Here is a 15,253-nt window from a genome sequence, read left to right on the forward strand (position 1 = left end):
TCCGCGTCGCGGACGGGCTGCTGACAGGGCGTCAGGCTACAGCTAATCTGACGGGTAGTCAGCTCATGCGTCCTGGGTTCGGGGAGGCCGATCGTGGAATGGCAGAGCATCCCGGAGCTGGTCCGCCGGGCCGCCGAGCGGTACGCCGGCACCGAGGCCGTGGTGGAGGGCCGGACCCGGATCTCCTACGGCGAACTCGGCGCCCGCGTCGAACGCTCGGCGGCGGCCTGCGTCGCGAATGGCATCGCGCCCGGCGACCGCGTCGCCATCTGGGCCCCGAACACCCTCGACTGGATCGTCGCGGCGCTCGGCGCGGTGTCGGCGGGGGCCGTGCTGGTGCCGCTGAACACCCGCTTCAAGGGCACGGAGGCCGCGGACGTGCTGCGCCGCAGCGGGGCCCGGCTGCTCTTCGTGACCGGCACCTTCCTGGGCACCTCGTACGTGGCGTCGCTGCGCAGGGCGGTCGCCCAGGGGCCGGGGCTGCCGGAGCTGGAGCAGGTCGTCGTGCTGTCGGACGACGCCCCCGCGGACTACCGCACCTGGAAGGACTTCCTGGCGAGCGGGGACGGGGTGGGCGAGGCGGAGGTACGGGCGCGCGCCGAGGCGGTGGAGGGCTCCTGGCCGTCGGACATCGTCTACACGTCCGGCACGACGGGCCGCCCCAAGGGCGCGGTGATCACGCACGCGCAGACGCTCCGTGCCTACGAGGTGTGGAGCGACCTGGCCGGACTGCGGCAGGGCGACCGCTACCTCATCGTGAACCCCTTCTTCCACACCTTCGGCTACAAGGCCGGCGTGATCGCCTGTCTGATGCGGGGCGCGACGATGATCCCGCAGCCTGTCTTCAACGTCGGTACGGCCCTGGCGAACATCGCGGCCGAACGGGTGTCGGTGCTGCCGGGCCCGCCGACCCTGCACCAGTCCCTGCTGGACCACCCCGCCCGTGACTCCCACGACCTGTCCGCGCTGCGGCTGGTGGTGACCGGCGCCGCGGTGGTGCCGCTCAGGCTGGTGGAACGGCTGCGCGGGGAACTGGGCGTGGAGACGGTCCTGACCGCGTACGGGCTCTCGGAGGCCAGCGGCATCGTGACCATGTGCCGGCGCGGCGACGACCCGTCGGTGATCGCGTCGACCTCCGGCCGGGCGATACCGGGCACGGAAATCCGCGTCGAGGCCCCGCCCGGCGAGCCCGGCGAGGTCCTGGTCCGCGGCTTCAACGTGATGCGCGGCTACTACGAGGACGCGGCGGGCACGGCGGAGGTGCTGACGCGGGACGGGTGGCTGCGGACCGGCGACGTGGGAGTGCTGGACCGGGCGGGCAATCTCCGGATCACCGACCGCATCAAGGACATGTTCATCGTCGGCGGCTTCAACGCCTACCCGGCGGAGATCGAGCAACTGCTCGGCCTGCATCCCGGTGTCGCGGACGTCGCGGTGATCGGCGTTCCCGACGCGCGGCTGGGCGAGGTCGGCAAGGCGTACGTGGTGCGGCGGCCGGGTGCGGTGCTCACCGGCGACGACCTGATCGCCTGGGCGCGCCGGGAGATGGCGAACTACAAGGTGCCGCGGGTGGTGGAGTTCGTGGGGGAACTGCCGCGCAACGCGAGCGGGAAGGTGGTCAAGGGGGAGCTGCGCGCCTGAAACGCACCGGCCGCGGCGGCTCCCCTCCGCGCCGCCGCGGCCGTTCCCCGTGTGCTGAGGCTTACTTCGCCGGCTTGAAGGGCTCCGACGTGGCGTGGATGTCCTTCGTCTCCAGCGGCTCACCGGTGGCGTGGATGTCCCCCTGGGTGGTGGCGCCCCCGTCCGCCGCCTTCGTATCGGCGGCGGCGGCCTCGACGGGCTCCGAAGTGGCGTGGATGTCATCCACCTTGACGGTCTGCTCGTCACTCATGATCGCTGCTCTCCACTGGTCTGGTCGGTCAGTCGGTTGGCAGGGCCCGTCCGGTCACTCCCCCGAGGGTGCCCGGACGGGCCGTTGGGCCGCTCGCCTTAACCGCGGGCGTTCGGCCCTCTTCCCCGACCCGTCTGCCCCCCGACGCGACGGATCGACTGTCTAGAGGATGTAGGGCGGCGATAAACGAACGATGAACGCCGCGAGGGCCCCCGCTCAGGCGGCCTGGACGGGAGCCAGCAGCTCCCGCACGGCGGCGGCCTCCGGTGAGCCCAACTCCTCGTAGATGCACACCGCTTCCTCCCAGCACACCCGGGCGCGCCCCGTGTGGCCCACGGCGGCCAGGGCGCGGCCGAGCACGGTCAGGACGTTGCCGCGCCGCCACTCCCCGCCGATGCCGCGCAGCACGGTCAGGGCCATCTCGGCGTTCGCCGCGGCCTGGGCGTACCGCCGTGCGGCGATGTCGACCTCGGCCAGCCGGAACAGGGTCATGCCCTCCCACAGCCGCTGCCGGCTGTCGCGGAAGACCTCCAGGGCCTCCAGGAGCCGGTCGGCCGCGGGGGCGAGCTGTCCGCTCTGGGTGAGCGCCATGCCCAGCGCGTAGCGGCCGTTCGCGCCGCGCATGGAGTTGCCCATGGCGTCGTAGATCTCCATGCCCTCCTGGGCGAGGGACACGGCGCTCTGGGTGCGGCCGGTCGCCAGGCGGATGCGGGAGAGGTTGCACAGCGCGCTGGCCTCGCCCGGGCGGTCGGCCAGCGTCCTGAAGTGCCCGATGGCCCGGGAGAGGTGCTCCTCGCCGTCCACGTTGCGCCCCTGGTACAGGGCGATGACCCCGCGCGCGTTGTGCGCCCAGGACACCGGCAGCAGGTCGTCGGCCCGGTGGGCCAGGCCGATGACCCGCTCGGCCTCCTCGTCGGCCATGTCGAACCGGCCGCTGTCCAGGTGCGCGTGGGACAGGGTCATCAGCGCACGGGCCTCGACCCGCTCCACGCCGGCCTCGCGGGCGGCCTCCCTCAGGGTGCGCGCGGTGGCCTCGTACTCCTTGGAGTTGGCGCCCGACTCCGAGAGGTCGACGGCGGCCCACAGCAGGTCGACGGCGCGCCGCAGGGCCCCCGGGCGCTCGGCGCACTGGCGGGCGAAGGAAAGCAGGCAGTTCGCCTCGGTGTACAGCCAGTCCCGCGCGCCCTTGCGGTCCGCGAACGTCAGCCCCGGATGGGTGGTGTCCGCCAGGTGGTCCACCAGCCGGTCCCCGGGCCGCTCGATCGCGTACACGGCGGTGGCGGTGGCCAGGTAGAAGTCCAGCAGCCGCGACATCGCCGGCGCCTGCTCGCCGGGCGGCTGCTCGTCGCGCTCCGCGCACGCACGCGCGTAGAGCCGGACCAGATCGTGGTACCGGTAGCGTCCCGGCGCCGCCGACTCCAGCAGCGAGGTGTCGACGAGGGACTCCAGCAGGTCCTCCGTGTCCTCCGGCGGCAGATCCAGTACGGCGGCAGCGGCGGCCAGCGAGATGTCCGGGCCGTCGGCCAGGCCCAGCAGCCGGAACGCCCGGGCCTGCGCGGGCTCCAGGGCGCCGTAGCCGAGCTCGAAGGTCGCCTTGACCGCCAGGTCGCCGGCCTGCAGCTCGTCGAGCCGGCGCCGCTCGTCGCCCAGCTTGGCGGCGAGGACGGACACGGTCCAGGTGCGGCGCGCCGCCAGCCGGGACGCCGCGATACGGATCGCCAGCGGCAGGAAACCGCAGGCCGCGACCACGTCCAGCGCGGCCTCCCGCTCGGACGCCACCCGCTCCTCGCCCACGATCCTCGTGAACAGCGACAGCGCCTCGTCCGGGGACATCACGTCCAGGTCGACCAGATGCGCGCCCGCGAGGTCCACCATCCGCACCCGGGACGTCACCAGCGCCGCGCAGCCCTCCATGCCCGGCAGCAGCGGACGTACCTGGGCGGCGTCCTTGGCGTTGTCGAGCAGCACCAGGACCCGGCGGCCGTCCAGCACCGAGCGGTACAGCGCCGCCCGCTCCTCCAGCGAGTCCGGGATCGCCGAGTCGGCCGTGCCGAGGGCGCGCAGGAACGAGCCCAGCACCGTCTCCGGCTCCGCCGCCCGCGGGCCCGCGCCCTGGAGGTCGACGTAGAGCTGTCCGTCGGGGAAGGCCGCGCGCGCCTGGTGCGCGACGTGCACGGCGAGGGTCGTCTTGCCGACGCCGCCGATGCCGGCCAGCGCGGACACCGCCATCACCCGGCCCTCGGCCGTGGCGAGGACGCCACTGAGCTCGGAGACGAAGGCGGAACGGCCCGTGAAGTCGGGCACGGTCGCCGGGAGCTGCGCGGGCCGTACCGGTACCACCGCCGGTTCGGCGACCGGGGCCGACGGCTGCGCGAGGCCGGGGTCGGCCTGGAGGATCCGCTGCTGGAGCTCCTTCAGGCCCGGGCGCGGGTCGACGCCCAGCTCGTCGGCCAGCAGGCGCCGCGTGTCCGCGTACACCGCGAGCGCCTCCGCCTGCCGGCCGCTGCGGTACAGCGCGAGCATCAGCAGCTCCCGCAGCCGCTCCCGCAGGGGGTGCGCCGCGGTGAGCGCCGTCAGCTCCGAGACCGCCTCCGCGTGGCAGCCCAGCTCCAGGTCCATGTCGAGGCGCGACTCCTGCAGTTGGAGCCGCCACTCCTCCAGCCGGACCCGCTGGGCCTCCGCGTACGGCCCCGGGACGCCCGCCAGCACCTCGCCGGCCCACAGCGACAGCGCCTTGCCGAGCACCTCGCACGCATGGCACAGGTCCCCGGCGCTCTTCGCCTTCTCGGCCTCCGCCGCGAGCTCCTGGGCGACGGCCAGGTCCAGCGCGCCGTCGTCCAGACCGCGTACGGCGTAACCGCCCGACTCGCTCACCAGGACCCCGGGGTCCAGCACCTTCCGCAGCCGCGAGGCGTACGTCCGGACCGCCGCCAGCGCCTGCGAGGGCGGATCCTCGCCCCACAGGGCGTCGATCAGCTCCGCCGCGGTCGCCGTACGGCCCTCGCGCAGCAGCAGGGCCGCGAGCAGGGCGCGCTGCTGGGGGGAGCCGGTGGGGAGCTGTTCCTCGCCCCGCCACGCGCGTACCGGACCGAGCACGCCGAAGCGCAGCGCCGCCGTCGGCTCCGCCGCCGCTGCTGCCGCCGAGAAGCCGTGCCCCCTCTGCTCCGGCACTCGCGGTACCCCGTCCATCCGTCTCCCCTAGGCAGCTGCCCGCACCAGACCCCGCTCGGGTCGGCCGAGAGAAACCGGTCCTCGCGGCCGAGTTGATCCAAACGGCAGGGTCCGGACCCGTTTACATCCCCGCCAGTCTGCCTTGTTCCGTTCGATGCGTCAGCTGTGGAGGGGCTGATCACAGGCAGGCACGCGGGATATCACAGGGTCCTCACGTGGCCTTCGCACCGCGTGGCCACTCCCGCGTAGCTGACGGGTCGTCAGATCGGCGCTACCGTGACGGACATGGACACCGAGACCGCGTTTCCGCTGATCATCTCCGTCGACGACCACACGGTCGAGCCGCCCACCGTCTGGCAGGACCGGCTTCCGAAGAAGTACCTCGACACCGGACCGCGCATCGTCCGCGCGCCCCTGAAGGAAATGACCTTCCTCGGCGGCCGCTTCAAGCCCGTCATGGGCCGGTCCGGCGACGACGGTCCCGTCGGCGACTGGTGGGTGTACGAGGACCTGCACCGGCCGATCACCCGCCTCGACACGGCCGTCGGCTACAGCAGGGACGAGATCAAGCTGGAGGTCATCACCTACGAGCAGATGCGCCCGGGCTCGTACGACGTCCCCGCCCGCCTCGCCGACATGGACGTCAACCACGTCCAGTCCGCCCTCTGCTTCCCGACCTTCCCCCGCTTCTGCGGTCAGACCTTCACCGAGGCCGCCGACCACGAGCTGGGCCTCAAGTGCGTCCAGGCCTACAACGACTGGATGGTCGAGGAGTGGTGCGGGCCCGCGGCGCGGGGGCGGCTCATCCCGCTCACCCTCATCCCCCTCTGGGACGCCGAACTCGCCGCCGCCGAGGTCCGCCGCAACGCCGCCCGGGGCGTGCGCGCCGTCGCCTTCTCCGAGATACCCCCGCACCTCGGGCTCCCGTCCGTCCACACCGACGCCTGGGACCCGTTCCTCGCCGCCTGCGACGAGACCGGCACGGTCGTCGCCATGCACATCGGCTCCTCCAGCCGGATGCCCTCCACCTCCGCCGACGCCCCGCCCGCCGTCGGCTCCACCATCACCTTCGCCAACTGCTGCTTCTCGATGGTCGACTGGCTGATGAGCGGCAAGTTCGAACGCTTCCCCAACCTCAAGGTGATGTACGCCGAGGGCCAGATCGGCTGGATCCCGTACATCCTGGAGCGCGCCGACGTGGTGTGGGAGGAGAACCGGGGCTGGGGCGGGGTCGCCGACAAGGTGCACCGCCCGCCGTCCGAGCTCTTCGCCGACCACGTCTACGGCTGCTTCTTCGACGACGCCTTCGGGCTCAGGAACCTGGACGCGATCGGCCTCGGGAACGTCCTCTACGAGACCGACTACCCCCACTCCGACTCCACCTGGCCGAAGTCCCGCGAGGTCGGCGAGGCGCAGATGGGCCACCTGGACCCGGACGTCGTGGAGCGGATCGTGCGCGGCAACGCCATCGACCTGCTGGGGCTCACGCCGGACGGGCTGTGGGCCCCGGGAGGACGCCGTTGATCGTAAACAACCGGCCCTGAACGGAACCCCGAGCGCGTGCACGCCATCTTCCCCACCGAGGTTCGAAGCACCTCGTACATGACCATTCCGTACATAGCACTCTTCGGTCGGGGCAACCATGGCTCTCCAGCACGCGCAGGTCACCGTCGTCGTCATCGGGTACGACGACGCCGCCCATGTGGCGGACGCGGTGCGTTCGGCGCTCGCGCAGGGGCCGGCCGTCCGGGAGGTGATCGCGGTCGACGACTGCTCGTCGGACGGCAGCGTGCCGCTGCTGGAAGACCTGGCCGCCGGGGAACCGCGCCTGAAGGTGATCCGGCGCCCGGTCAACAGCGGCGGCTGCGGCACCCCGCGCAACGACGGACTGAACGCGGCGACCTCGCCCTATGTGATGTTCCTGGACAGCGACGACGTCCTGCCGCCGGGCGCCGTCGACGCGCTGCTGGAGGCGGCCGTGCGGCACGACGCGCCGGTCGCCGCCGGGCTGTGCCTGCGCAAGGAACTGCCGTCCGGGCGCGAGACGCCCTGGCAGCCCGAGCTCTACACCGCGCGCACGCTGGTCGCCCACCCCGCCCGGCGGGCGCGTCTGGTGCGCGACACGCTCAGCGTCAACAAGCTCTACCGCACCGACTTCCTGCGCACCCACCGCATCGCCTTCCCCGAAGGCCGCTTCCCCTACGAGGACTTCGTCTTCACCGCCCGCCTGCTGGCCGCCGGACCGAGCATCGCGCTGGTCCCGGAACCGGTGTACCTCTGGCACGTGCGCCGGTCCGCGGCCCGGCTGTCCATCTCCCTCGACCGCGCGAACATCGCCAACTGGCGGGCCCGGATCGAGGCCGACCGGATGTCCTACGACATCCTGCTGGCCGCCGGGGAGAAGCAGCTGGCGCGGGCGACGCGGGCCCGCTTCCTCGACCACTCGCTGCGGATGTACGCGCGTGAGCTGCACCTGCGCGGCGCCGACTACCGGCGCGAGTGGTGGACCCTCACGCGCGCGTACCTGGCCTCCTTCGACGAGGGCGACCTCACGGCGGCGCCCACGCCCGGCCGGATCGTCGCCCGGGTGGTCCTCGCCGCCGAGGAGCCACGCGACCTGGACCGGCTGCGGGAGGTCGCGGCCCGCCCGGCACGGCTGACCCCGCCGTACGCGCAGGCCGAGGACGGCTGCCCGGTCTGGTCCGCCGACCTGCCCCAGGCCGAGCTGGACCACCTCCTCCTGCGCCCCGCGCACCGGCTGCCCGCCGCCGTCGACGCCGAACTGCGGCCACGCGTGTGGGGCACGGTGCTGCGGCTGCGGCTGCACGAGATGTACGGGCGGATGGCGGCCGCCGGGCCGGAGAGCGTGGAGGCGGAGTTCGTGGAGCGGGACACCGGCCGGCCGGCGTTCAACGAGCGGGCGTTCCTCGCGGCCGACCCGGACGCCGAGACCTGGTCGGCCGAGTTCCCGGTCGACCTGGCGACGCTGGGCGGCGGCACCTGGGACCTCCGGCTCCGACTGCGCTTCAAGGACGGCACCCACCGGGAGACCACCGCCCGCGCGATCACCGGCGCCGGACTGCTCGGCCGGCGCGCCCTGCCCAGCGCGCGCTACGCCGTGCTGCTGGTGCAGCCGTACGCCACCCACTCGGGGGCGCTCGCGGTACGCCTCGCGCCCGGCCTGAGCGGAGTGGCGGACGTCGTACGGCGTCGCCTCAAGCGCTTCTTCCGCTGATACCCGATCCCACGAAAGGCTGTACATGACCTGGCTGATCACCGGTGGAGCCGGCTACATCGGGGCGCATGTGGTGCGCGCGATGCTCGACGCGGGCGAACGGGTGGTCGTCTACGACGACCTGTCCACCGGGTTCTCCGCACGGGTTCCCGAGCACGTGCCGTTGGAGGTGGGGTCCACCCTCGACGAGCCGCGCCTGACGCGGGTGATCCGGGACCACGGCATCGAGGGAGTCGTCCACCTCGCGGCCAAGAAGCAGGTCGGCGAGTCCGTCGAACTGCCGCTGCACTACTACCGGGAGAACGTCGAGGGCCTGCGCACCCTGCTCTCCGCGGTCACCACGGCCGGCGTCGCGTCCTTCGTCTTCTCGTCCTCCGCCGCCGTGTACGGCATGCCGGACGTGCACCTCGTCACCGAGGACACGCCCTGCGCACCCATGAGCCCGTACGGCGAGACCAAGCTCGCCGGCGAGTGGCTGGTCCGGGCCACGGGCCGGGCGGCGGGCCTCGCCACGGCCTCTCTGCGGTACTTCAACGTGGCGGGCGCGGCCACCCCCGAACTCGCCGACACCGGTGTCTTCAACGTCGTCCCCATGGTCTTCGAGAGGCTCACCGAGGGTGCCCCGCCGCGGATCTTCGGCGCCGACTACCCGACCCCCGACGGGACGTGCGTGCGCGACTACATCCACGTCGTCGACCTGGCGGAGGCCCATGTGGCGACCGCGCGGCGGCTGCGCGAGGCACCGGGCACGGACCTCACCCTCAACATCGGGCGCGGGGAAGGGGTCTCGGTGCGCGAGCTGATCGACCGCATCAACGAGGTCACCGGCCACGACACCGCCCCGGTGGTCACCGACCGCCGCCCCGGCGACCCGGCCCGCGTCGTCGCCGCCGCCGACCGCGCCGCCACCGAGCTGGGCTGGAAGGCCCGGTACGGCGTCGCGGACATGATCGCGTCGGCATGGGCGGGCTGGACGGCCGCCGCTCCTGCCGCCGCCGCCCCAGCTCCAGCCGTTACCGCTCCAGGAAGCTGAACAGCGCCTCCCACCGCCCCGCGATCTCGTCCGCCCCGTACCTGCGGATGTTCTCCCGCGCCGCGTCGCCCATCCGGTCGCGCAGCGCCGCGTCGGACATCAACAGGTCCAGCCTGCGGGCGAGTTCGCCGGTGTTGCCGGGCCGGGCGAGGAGACCGTCCGCGCCGTCCTGGATGATCTCGTGGACGCCGGGTGCGCAGTCGAAGGCGGCGCAGGGGACACCCATGGCCATGGCCTCCATGAGGGCGAGCGGGAAGCCCTCGCCCCGGGAGGACAGCGCGAACACCGAGCCGCCCCGCAGCGCCCCCGGCACATCGCTCGTGCGGCCCATCCACCGCACCGAGTCGTCGAGCCCCAGGGCGGCGCAGTGCTTCCGAAGGATCTCCTCGTCCTCGCCGGAGCCGTAGATCTTCAGCACCCAGCCGGGGTGGCGGGGCGCCACCTCCGCCCAGGTGTCGAGGAGCATGTCGACGCCCTTCTCGTCACTGAGCCGGCCGATGCTGATCACGGCCTTCTCGGTACGCGGCGAGGGCACCTCCGGCAGCCACGGCACGGCGTTCGGCAGGAACGAGGCGTTGTCGAGGCCCGCGCCGATCCACAGGTCGGCGTCCTCACGGGTGAGGACGAGCATGCGGTCGACGTCCCGGTAGTGCCTGAGGACCCGCTGGAAGCGCGAGGACCGCTTCGAGGTCTCGAAGGACTCGTGGCTCATCCCGACGACGGTCAGACCGGTGGTGTCGGCGAGCTTCACCCACTCCATCGCCCACACCTGGGTCACGATGACGACCCCGCCGGGCCGCGCGGCCCGGAAGAGGCCCGTCAGCACGGCGGCCTTCGCCCGCATGCTCGCGTCCCGCGCCCGGCCGGGGGCGGGCGGCTGCCCGTCGTACAACCGGGTCGTGGGGTACGGGAGTTCGCCGAGGTCGTGCGGGTCCTTGGGGGTCGTGACGCCGATGACGTGGACGCGGTGGCCGCGCTCGGTGAAGAGCCGGGCCATCTGATGGGACCAGCTGGTCACGCCGCCTATCTCGTCCACGCTGTTGGAGACCAGGAAGACGTCCCGCCCCATGGTGCCTACGGTCACTGTGCCTTCCTCCAGTCGGTGAAGAACTCCTCGACGACGCGCCGCGCGGCGGTGCCCTTGTCGTACTCGCCGAAGTCGGCCACGAACCGCTCCCGCGCCGCCGCGTACTTGAGCGTCTGCTCCTCCAGCGACGAGGCGGCCAGCAGGGACCGCAGCTCCTCCTCCGTGCGGACGACCGGACCCGGGGCCCGTTCCAGCAGGTCGAAGTAGGTGCCGCGGCCCTCGTGCACGTACTCCTCGTAGTCGTACGGGAAGAAGACCATCGGGCGGTCCAGCAGCGCGTAGTCGAACATCACCGACGAGTAGTCCGTCATCAGGGCGTCGGCCAGCGCGAGGAGGGGCGTCACGTCGTGGTGGTCCGACACGTCGATGACCCGGCCCCTCACGGACGGTGGGAGGACGACGTGGTTGAGGTAGTGCGCGCGGACCAGGAGGACGTACTCGTCGCCGAAGTCCTCCGCGAACCGCTCCACGTCGAAGGGCAGCGCGAAACGGCGCCCGCCCTGCTGCCGGAAGGTGGGCGCGTACAGCAGCACCTTCTTGTCGGCCGGGATCCCCAACTCGGCGGCCAGCGGCGGGCGTTCGGCCGTCTCTCTGGCCTGCGCGAGCGCGTCGTTGCGCGGGTAGCCCACCCGCAGCAGTGCCTTCTCGCGCAGCCGGAAGGCCTTGGCGAGGGTGCGCACGTCGTGCTCGGAGCGGACCAGGAAGTGGTCGAAACGGTCCAGGCTGCGCTGCTGCTCCGCCTGCTCGGCGCGGGCCTTCAGCTTCCAGCCGGGTTCGTCGAAGCCCATCCGCTTCAGCGCGGAGCCGTGCCAGGTCTGGATGTACGTCGTCCCGGGCCGCTTGGTCAGCTTCAGCGGGTAGCTCTGGTTGTCGATCCAGAACTCGGCGCGGGCCAGCGCCCGCAGGTACGGCAGCGACCAGCGGCGCACCAGCGTGGCGTCGGAGGGGAAGCCCTGCGGCTTGCCCGTGTACGACCACACGGCCTCGAAGTCGATCCCCTGCCGGCGCATCTCCTCGTAGATCGCCCGGGGACTGTCGCTGTACTGCCGGCCCAGATGGCTCTCGAAGACCACCAGGCGCCTGTGCACCGGCATCCGCAGGAAGACGTCGTGGTAGAGGCGGAGCTTGGTGTCGCCGGAGGTCGCCTTCTTGCGCAGGGTCTTCGCCTTGCGGTAGCCGGCCTTCGCGAGGCGCCCCGGGGTGCCCTGCAGGCCGCGGGTGACGAGGACGTTGGCCTTCTTGTCGGGGACGAGACGGAAGGCGAGGTGGCCGCGGGCGGAGACCTGCGGCTCGATCCGGTCGGCGATCAGCCGGGTGAGGCGGGGGCGCACCGGCACCTGGCCGGTGACCAGGCCGGGGCCGGCGGCGGTGAGCCGGGTCGTCGTGCGCTCTCCGTCCACGTCGAGGTGGAGGCGCACGTCCCAGACGGCGTCCACGACACCGAGCGGACGCAGCCCCTTCGACAGGTCGGCCGACGCCTCCCAGGACACGTACGCCCCCTCGTGCCGCGGCGTCGGCACCGGGAAGCGGAAGGTCTGGAAGCGCACGCCCTGCCGGCGGGCGTAGAACTCCAGCTCGGCACGCAGCCGGGCGGCGGGCGGGATGACGCCGAGCGGGTTGGTGATGCGGCCCGCGAGCCGGACGACACCGCCGCGGCCCTCACCCTGCCGGTACTCGGTCAGCTCGTTGCGCAGGAACAGCTTCCCGACCGGCCGGGCGTGATAGCCGAGCTCGGTGACGTCCAGGACCCGGCGGGCCAAGGGGTCCTCGTCGATGTGCTCGGCGCACCAGTAGACCCGGCCGTCGCGCTCGGCGAGCGGGGCGGAGACCTTGTCGCGGTTGGTGAGCGTGTCCACGGCGGGCAGCAGGTTGTCCCAGTCGCTCATCCGCAGCAGATAGGCGCAGACCGCGTGGATCGGCTCGACCTCGTCGTACGCGGCCGGGTCGATCGACGCCAGGTAGGGCAGGGCGAGGGCGGCGAACTCCTGCCGGTAGGAGGCGTCCCGCGACGGCAGGTCGCGCAGGTGCAGCACCAGGTCGTGCTTGAGGAACTTGACGTCCTTGCGGAACCTCAGCTCGGTCAGGCCCTGGTCGGCGAGCAGCCGGTCGACCCGGCGGTGCATCTCCATGCGGTGCGCGAAGTTGGCGATCTCGGCGCGGCGGTTGCTGATCGACTTGGCGTCGGCCTTCTCGACCACGTTCCAGTCGTAGACCCGGTTCGGTATGAGCGTGATGCGGTGGGCCGCGGTGTACGCCCGGGCGGAGAAGAGCAGGTCCTCGTAGTGGATGCCGACGGGGAAGTCCAGGCCGCTGTCGAGCAGGAACTGCCGCCGGTAGCACTTGTTGGTCGACAGGGTGTCGAAGACCAGCAGGTCAGGCAGCTCGGCTATCGAGTCCAGGGTGCGGGTGCGGGCGTACAGCCACGGGTACCACTTGACCTCCTTGCGGTGGCGCGAGTCGACGTGGACGCGCACACACATGCCGGAGACGAGGTCGGCGCCGGTGGTCTCGGCCGCCTCCAGGAAGTTGCGGCAGGCGTTGCGCTCCAGGACGTCGTCGCTGTCGAGGAAGAGGACGTAGTCGCCGCGGGCCTTCAGGATGCCGTGGTTGCGGGGCGCGCCGCAGCCGCCGCTGTTCTCGGGGAGCCGGTACGCCCGCACGCGGTCGGGGTGCTCGGCGGCGAGGCGGCGGGCCACCTCGTACGAGCCGTCCGTGCTGTGGTCGTCGACGATCACGACCTCGACGCCCCGCAGGGTCTGCCCCAGCACCGAGCGCACGGCCGTGGCCAGCCTGGCCTCGTCGTTGTAGACGATCACGACGACGGACATGGCAAGGTCCGGTACGGCTACGTCCGCCCTGCCGACACCGGATATCGCGGACCGCTGATCCCCGTCCACATTCACCCCATTCATCACTGCTTCTGCCCTCTGGAAGCGATGATGCGCTTGAGGGCCACTTGGGTAGATGCCGCGGGCGGCGTGCCGGTTGCCTCGGCGGCCCGGACCCCTTGTCTGACGAGTCGTCAGCTAAGACCATGGCGGCCGAGGCGCGCGACCACGTGGTCCGCGCCGGTCCACCTGCCGGACACCGCCACCAGAGGGGGCACCATGCCAGCTCTGCCGCCGCAAGGACGTCTCGCCTACGGCATCCAGCTTCCCGTCCAGTCCCAGAGCACGATCTACGCCGAACCCTGGGAGGCCGCCGCCGGCCCCGACGACCTGCTCGCCGTAGCCCGGGCCGCCGACCGCGCGGGCTTCGCGTACCTCGCGAGCTGCGACCACGTCGCCATCCCGCGCCGCCTCGCCCCCGCGATGAGCACGGTCTGGTACGACCCCGTCGCCACCCTCGCCTACCTCGCGGCCGCGACCGAACACGTCCGGCTGCTCAGCCACGTCGCCGTCGTCGGCCTGCGCCACCCCCTCGTCACGGCCAAGCAGTACGCCACCCTCGACCACCTCAGCGGCGGCCGGCTGATCCTCGGGGTCGGGGCGGGCCATGTGCGCGAGGAGTTCGAGGCCCTCGGGGTCGACTTCGGGCGGCGCGGACCCGTCCTCGACGAGTCCATCGACGCCCTGCGCGCCGCCCTCGGCCCCGACGAGTTCCCCGAACACCACGGCAAGCTCTACGACTTCGAGGGCCTCGGCCAGCTGCCACGCCCCGCCCAGGAACACGTCCCCGTCTGGGTCGGCGGCTCCTCCCCGGCCGCCGTGCGCAGGGCCGCGCTCAAGGGGGACGGGTGGCTGCCGCAGGGGGATCCGCGGGAGCGGTTGCCCGAGCAGATCGCGCGGATACGGCGGCTGAGGGAGGAGTCCGGCAACGATGGCCCGTTCACCGTCGGGGCCATCGCTGAGCCGCTGTATGTCGGGGTGCCCGCCTGGGACGTCGGCCGCAGGACGGTCGGCGGGCCGCCGGACGCGATCGCCGAGTCGCTGCGGGCCTACCGTGCGATGGGGGTGGACCAGGTCCAGGTGCGGTTCAGGAGCCGGAGCCGGGCTGAACTCACGGACCAGGTCGAGGCGTTCGGGGAGACGGTCGCGCCGCTGCTGACGTAGCCACGTACGCGTGCCCCCACCACCCCTCCCGCCGACCGCCGTCATCCTCCGTGCCGCGGCGCCTCCCGATCTTCTTGAAAGCTTGAACATGCTCATGCCCGCCGCCGTATGTATGGACGTACTGACGTAGACGTACGCCCGTACGCTTCGGCGGAAGGACACAACGACGTGCGCACTTCCCGGAAACTCACCGTCGCCCTCGCCTGTCCCGAGGACATCTGGCCGCACCCCGACTGGCCGGCGCCGGACGACCCGTACGTCGGGCAGGTGGTGCCCCTGGGCGGGGCGGCGGACGTCGTGATCCTCTACCTCGACGACCCCGCAGCGGCCGTACGGGAGCTGCCCGCCGCCGACATCCCCGCGATCGTGATCAGCCCCTGCCGGGACACCGAGGCCATCGTCGAGGTGTTCCGGGGCGGGGCGGGCTATCTGGTCGAGGGCGACTACTGCACCTGCATGCTCTCCTCGGCCGTAGTGGGCGCGACCGTCGGGCACACCTACCTCTCGCCGGCGGCCTGCGCGGCCCTACGGGAGGGGGCCCGGCGGCTGCCCACCGGCGGGGAGGCGCTGGAGCGGCTGCGGGAGCTGCTCTCGCCGCGGGAGCGGCAGATCATGGAGCTGCTGTCGACCGGCCTGGGCGCGCAGGAGATCGGGCTGCGATTACGGCTGAGCGAGAAGACGGTCCGCAACAACCTCAGCAACATCTACGCCAAGCTCGACGCGCGCGGAAGCACGGACGCGGTCCTGAGGTGGCTGGGAGCCGCGCCCGTGCTTCGCGTCTGAG

Annotated in this window: 10 protein-coding genes; 6 read left to right on the forward strand and 4 right to left on the reverse strand. The window is 72.5% G+C overall.

What is annotated here, in order from left to right; translation table 11 throughout:
* Nucleotides 1-93 precede the first annotated feature (93 nt).
* On the forward strand, nt 94-1,641 hold the full coding sequence (locus ACFZBP_RS22870; RefSeq protein WP_391415602.1) for a FadD3 family acyl-CoA ligase: 1,548 nt from the start codon (nt 94-96) through the stop codon (nt 1,639-1,641).
* Nucleotides 1,642-1,702: 61 nt separating this feature from the next.
* Here ACFZBP_RS22870 and ACFZBP_RS22875 read toward each other — a convergent pair whose 3' ends face one another.
* Together ACFZBP_RS22875 and ACFZBP_RS22880 are read right to left on the reverse strand one after the other, a co-directional pair.
* On the reverse strand, nt 1,703-1,891 hold the full coding sequence (locus ACFZBP_RS22875; RefSeq protein ID WP_383447567.1) for a hypothetical protein: 189 nt from the start codon (nt 1,889-1,891) through the stop codon (nt 1,703-1,705).
* A gap of 216 nt (nt 1,892-2,107) precedes the next feature.
* Nucleotides 2,108-5,080 (reverse strand): BTAD domain-containing putative transcriptional regulator, encoded by a 2,973-nt coding sequence (locus ACFZBP_RS22880; protein ID WP_391415604.1) that lies wholly within the window; start codon nt 5,078-5,080, stop codon nt 2,108-2,110.
* Nucleotides 5,081-5,347: 267 nt separating this feature from the next.
* Between ACFZBP_RS22880 and ACFZBP_RS22885 the strand changes: the two genes are divergently transcribed.
* From ACFZBP_RS22885 to galE, 3 genes are all read left to right on the forward strand, one after another.
* A complete protein-coding gene (locus tag ACFZBP_RS22885) occupies nt 5,348-6,586 on the forward strand; it encodes an amidohydrolase family protein (RefSeq protein ID WP_391415606.1) in 1,239 nt (412 codons plus the stop codon).
* A gap of 118 nt (nt 6,587-6,704) precedes the next feature.
* A complete protein-coding gene (locus ACFZBP_RS22890) occupies nt 6,705-8,297 on the forward strand; it encodes a glycosyltransferase (protein ID WP_391415608.1) in 1,593 nt (530 codons plus the stop codon).
* Nucleotides 8,298-8,322: 25 nt separating this feature from the next.
* Nucleotides 8,323-9,330: a UDP-glucose 4-epimerase GalE gene (gene galE, locus ACFZBP_RS22895; protein ID WP_391415610.1), complete on the forward strand. Its 1,008-nt coding sequence runs from the start codon at nt 8,323-8,325 to the stop codon at nt 9,328-9,330.
* On the opposite strand, the gene ACFZBP_RS22900 is transcribed toward galE, so the two are convergent.
* Together ACFZBP_RS22900 and ACFZBP_RS22905 are read right to left on the reverse strand one after the other, a co-directional pair.
* The gene (locus ACFZBP_RS22900; RefSeq protein WP_391416089.1) at nt 9,311-10,399 is read right to left on the reverse strand and encodes a glycosyltransferase; all 1,089 of its coding nucleotides are present in this window, start codon (nt 10,397-10,399) and stop codon (nt 9,311-9,313) included. The two genes, galE and ACFZBP_RS22900, sit on opposite strands and share 20 nt — an antisense overlap.
* 11 nt (nt 10,400-10,410) lie before the next feature.
* Nucleotides 10,411-13,245 carry a CDP-glycerol glycerophosphotransferase family protein gene (locus ACFZBP_RS22905; protein ID WP_391415612.1) on the reverse strand — a complete coding sequence of 945 codons (2,835 nt, stop codon included), beginning with the start codon at nt 13,243-13,245 and terminating at the stop codon, nt 10,411-10,413.
* A gap of 279 nt (nt 13,246-13,524) precedes the next feature.
* On the opposite strand from ACFZBP_RS22905, the gene ACFZBP_RS22910 reads away from it, so the two are divergent.
* Both ACFZBP_RS22910 and ACFZBP_RS22915 read left to right on the forward strand, forming a co-directional pair.
* Nucleotides 13,525-14,469 (forward strand): TIGR03619 family F420-dependent LLM class oxidoreductase, encoded by a 945-nt coding sequence (locus ACFZBP_RS22910; RefSeq protein WP_391415614.1) that lies wholly within the window; start codon nt 13,525-13,527, stop codon nt 14,467-14,469.
* Between the two features lie 168 nt (nt 14,470-14,637).
* Entirely contained in the window at nt 14,638-15,252 is a 615-nt protein-coding gene (locus ACFZBP_RS22915; RefSeq protein WP_391415616.1) for a LuxR C-terminal-related transcriptional regulator, read from the forward strand.
* The last annotated feature ends 1 nt before the right edge of the window (nt 15,253 follow it).

It is taken from the genome of Streptomyces sp. NPDC008086 (assembly GCF_042957325.1).
Classification (GTDB): domain Bacteria; phylum Actinomycetota; class Actinomycetes; order Streptomycetales; family Streptomycetaceae; genus Streptomyces.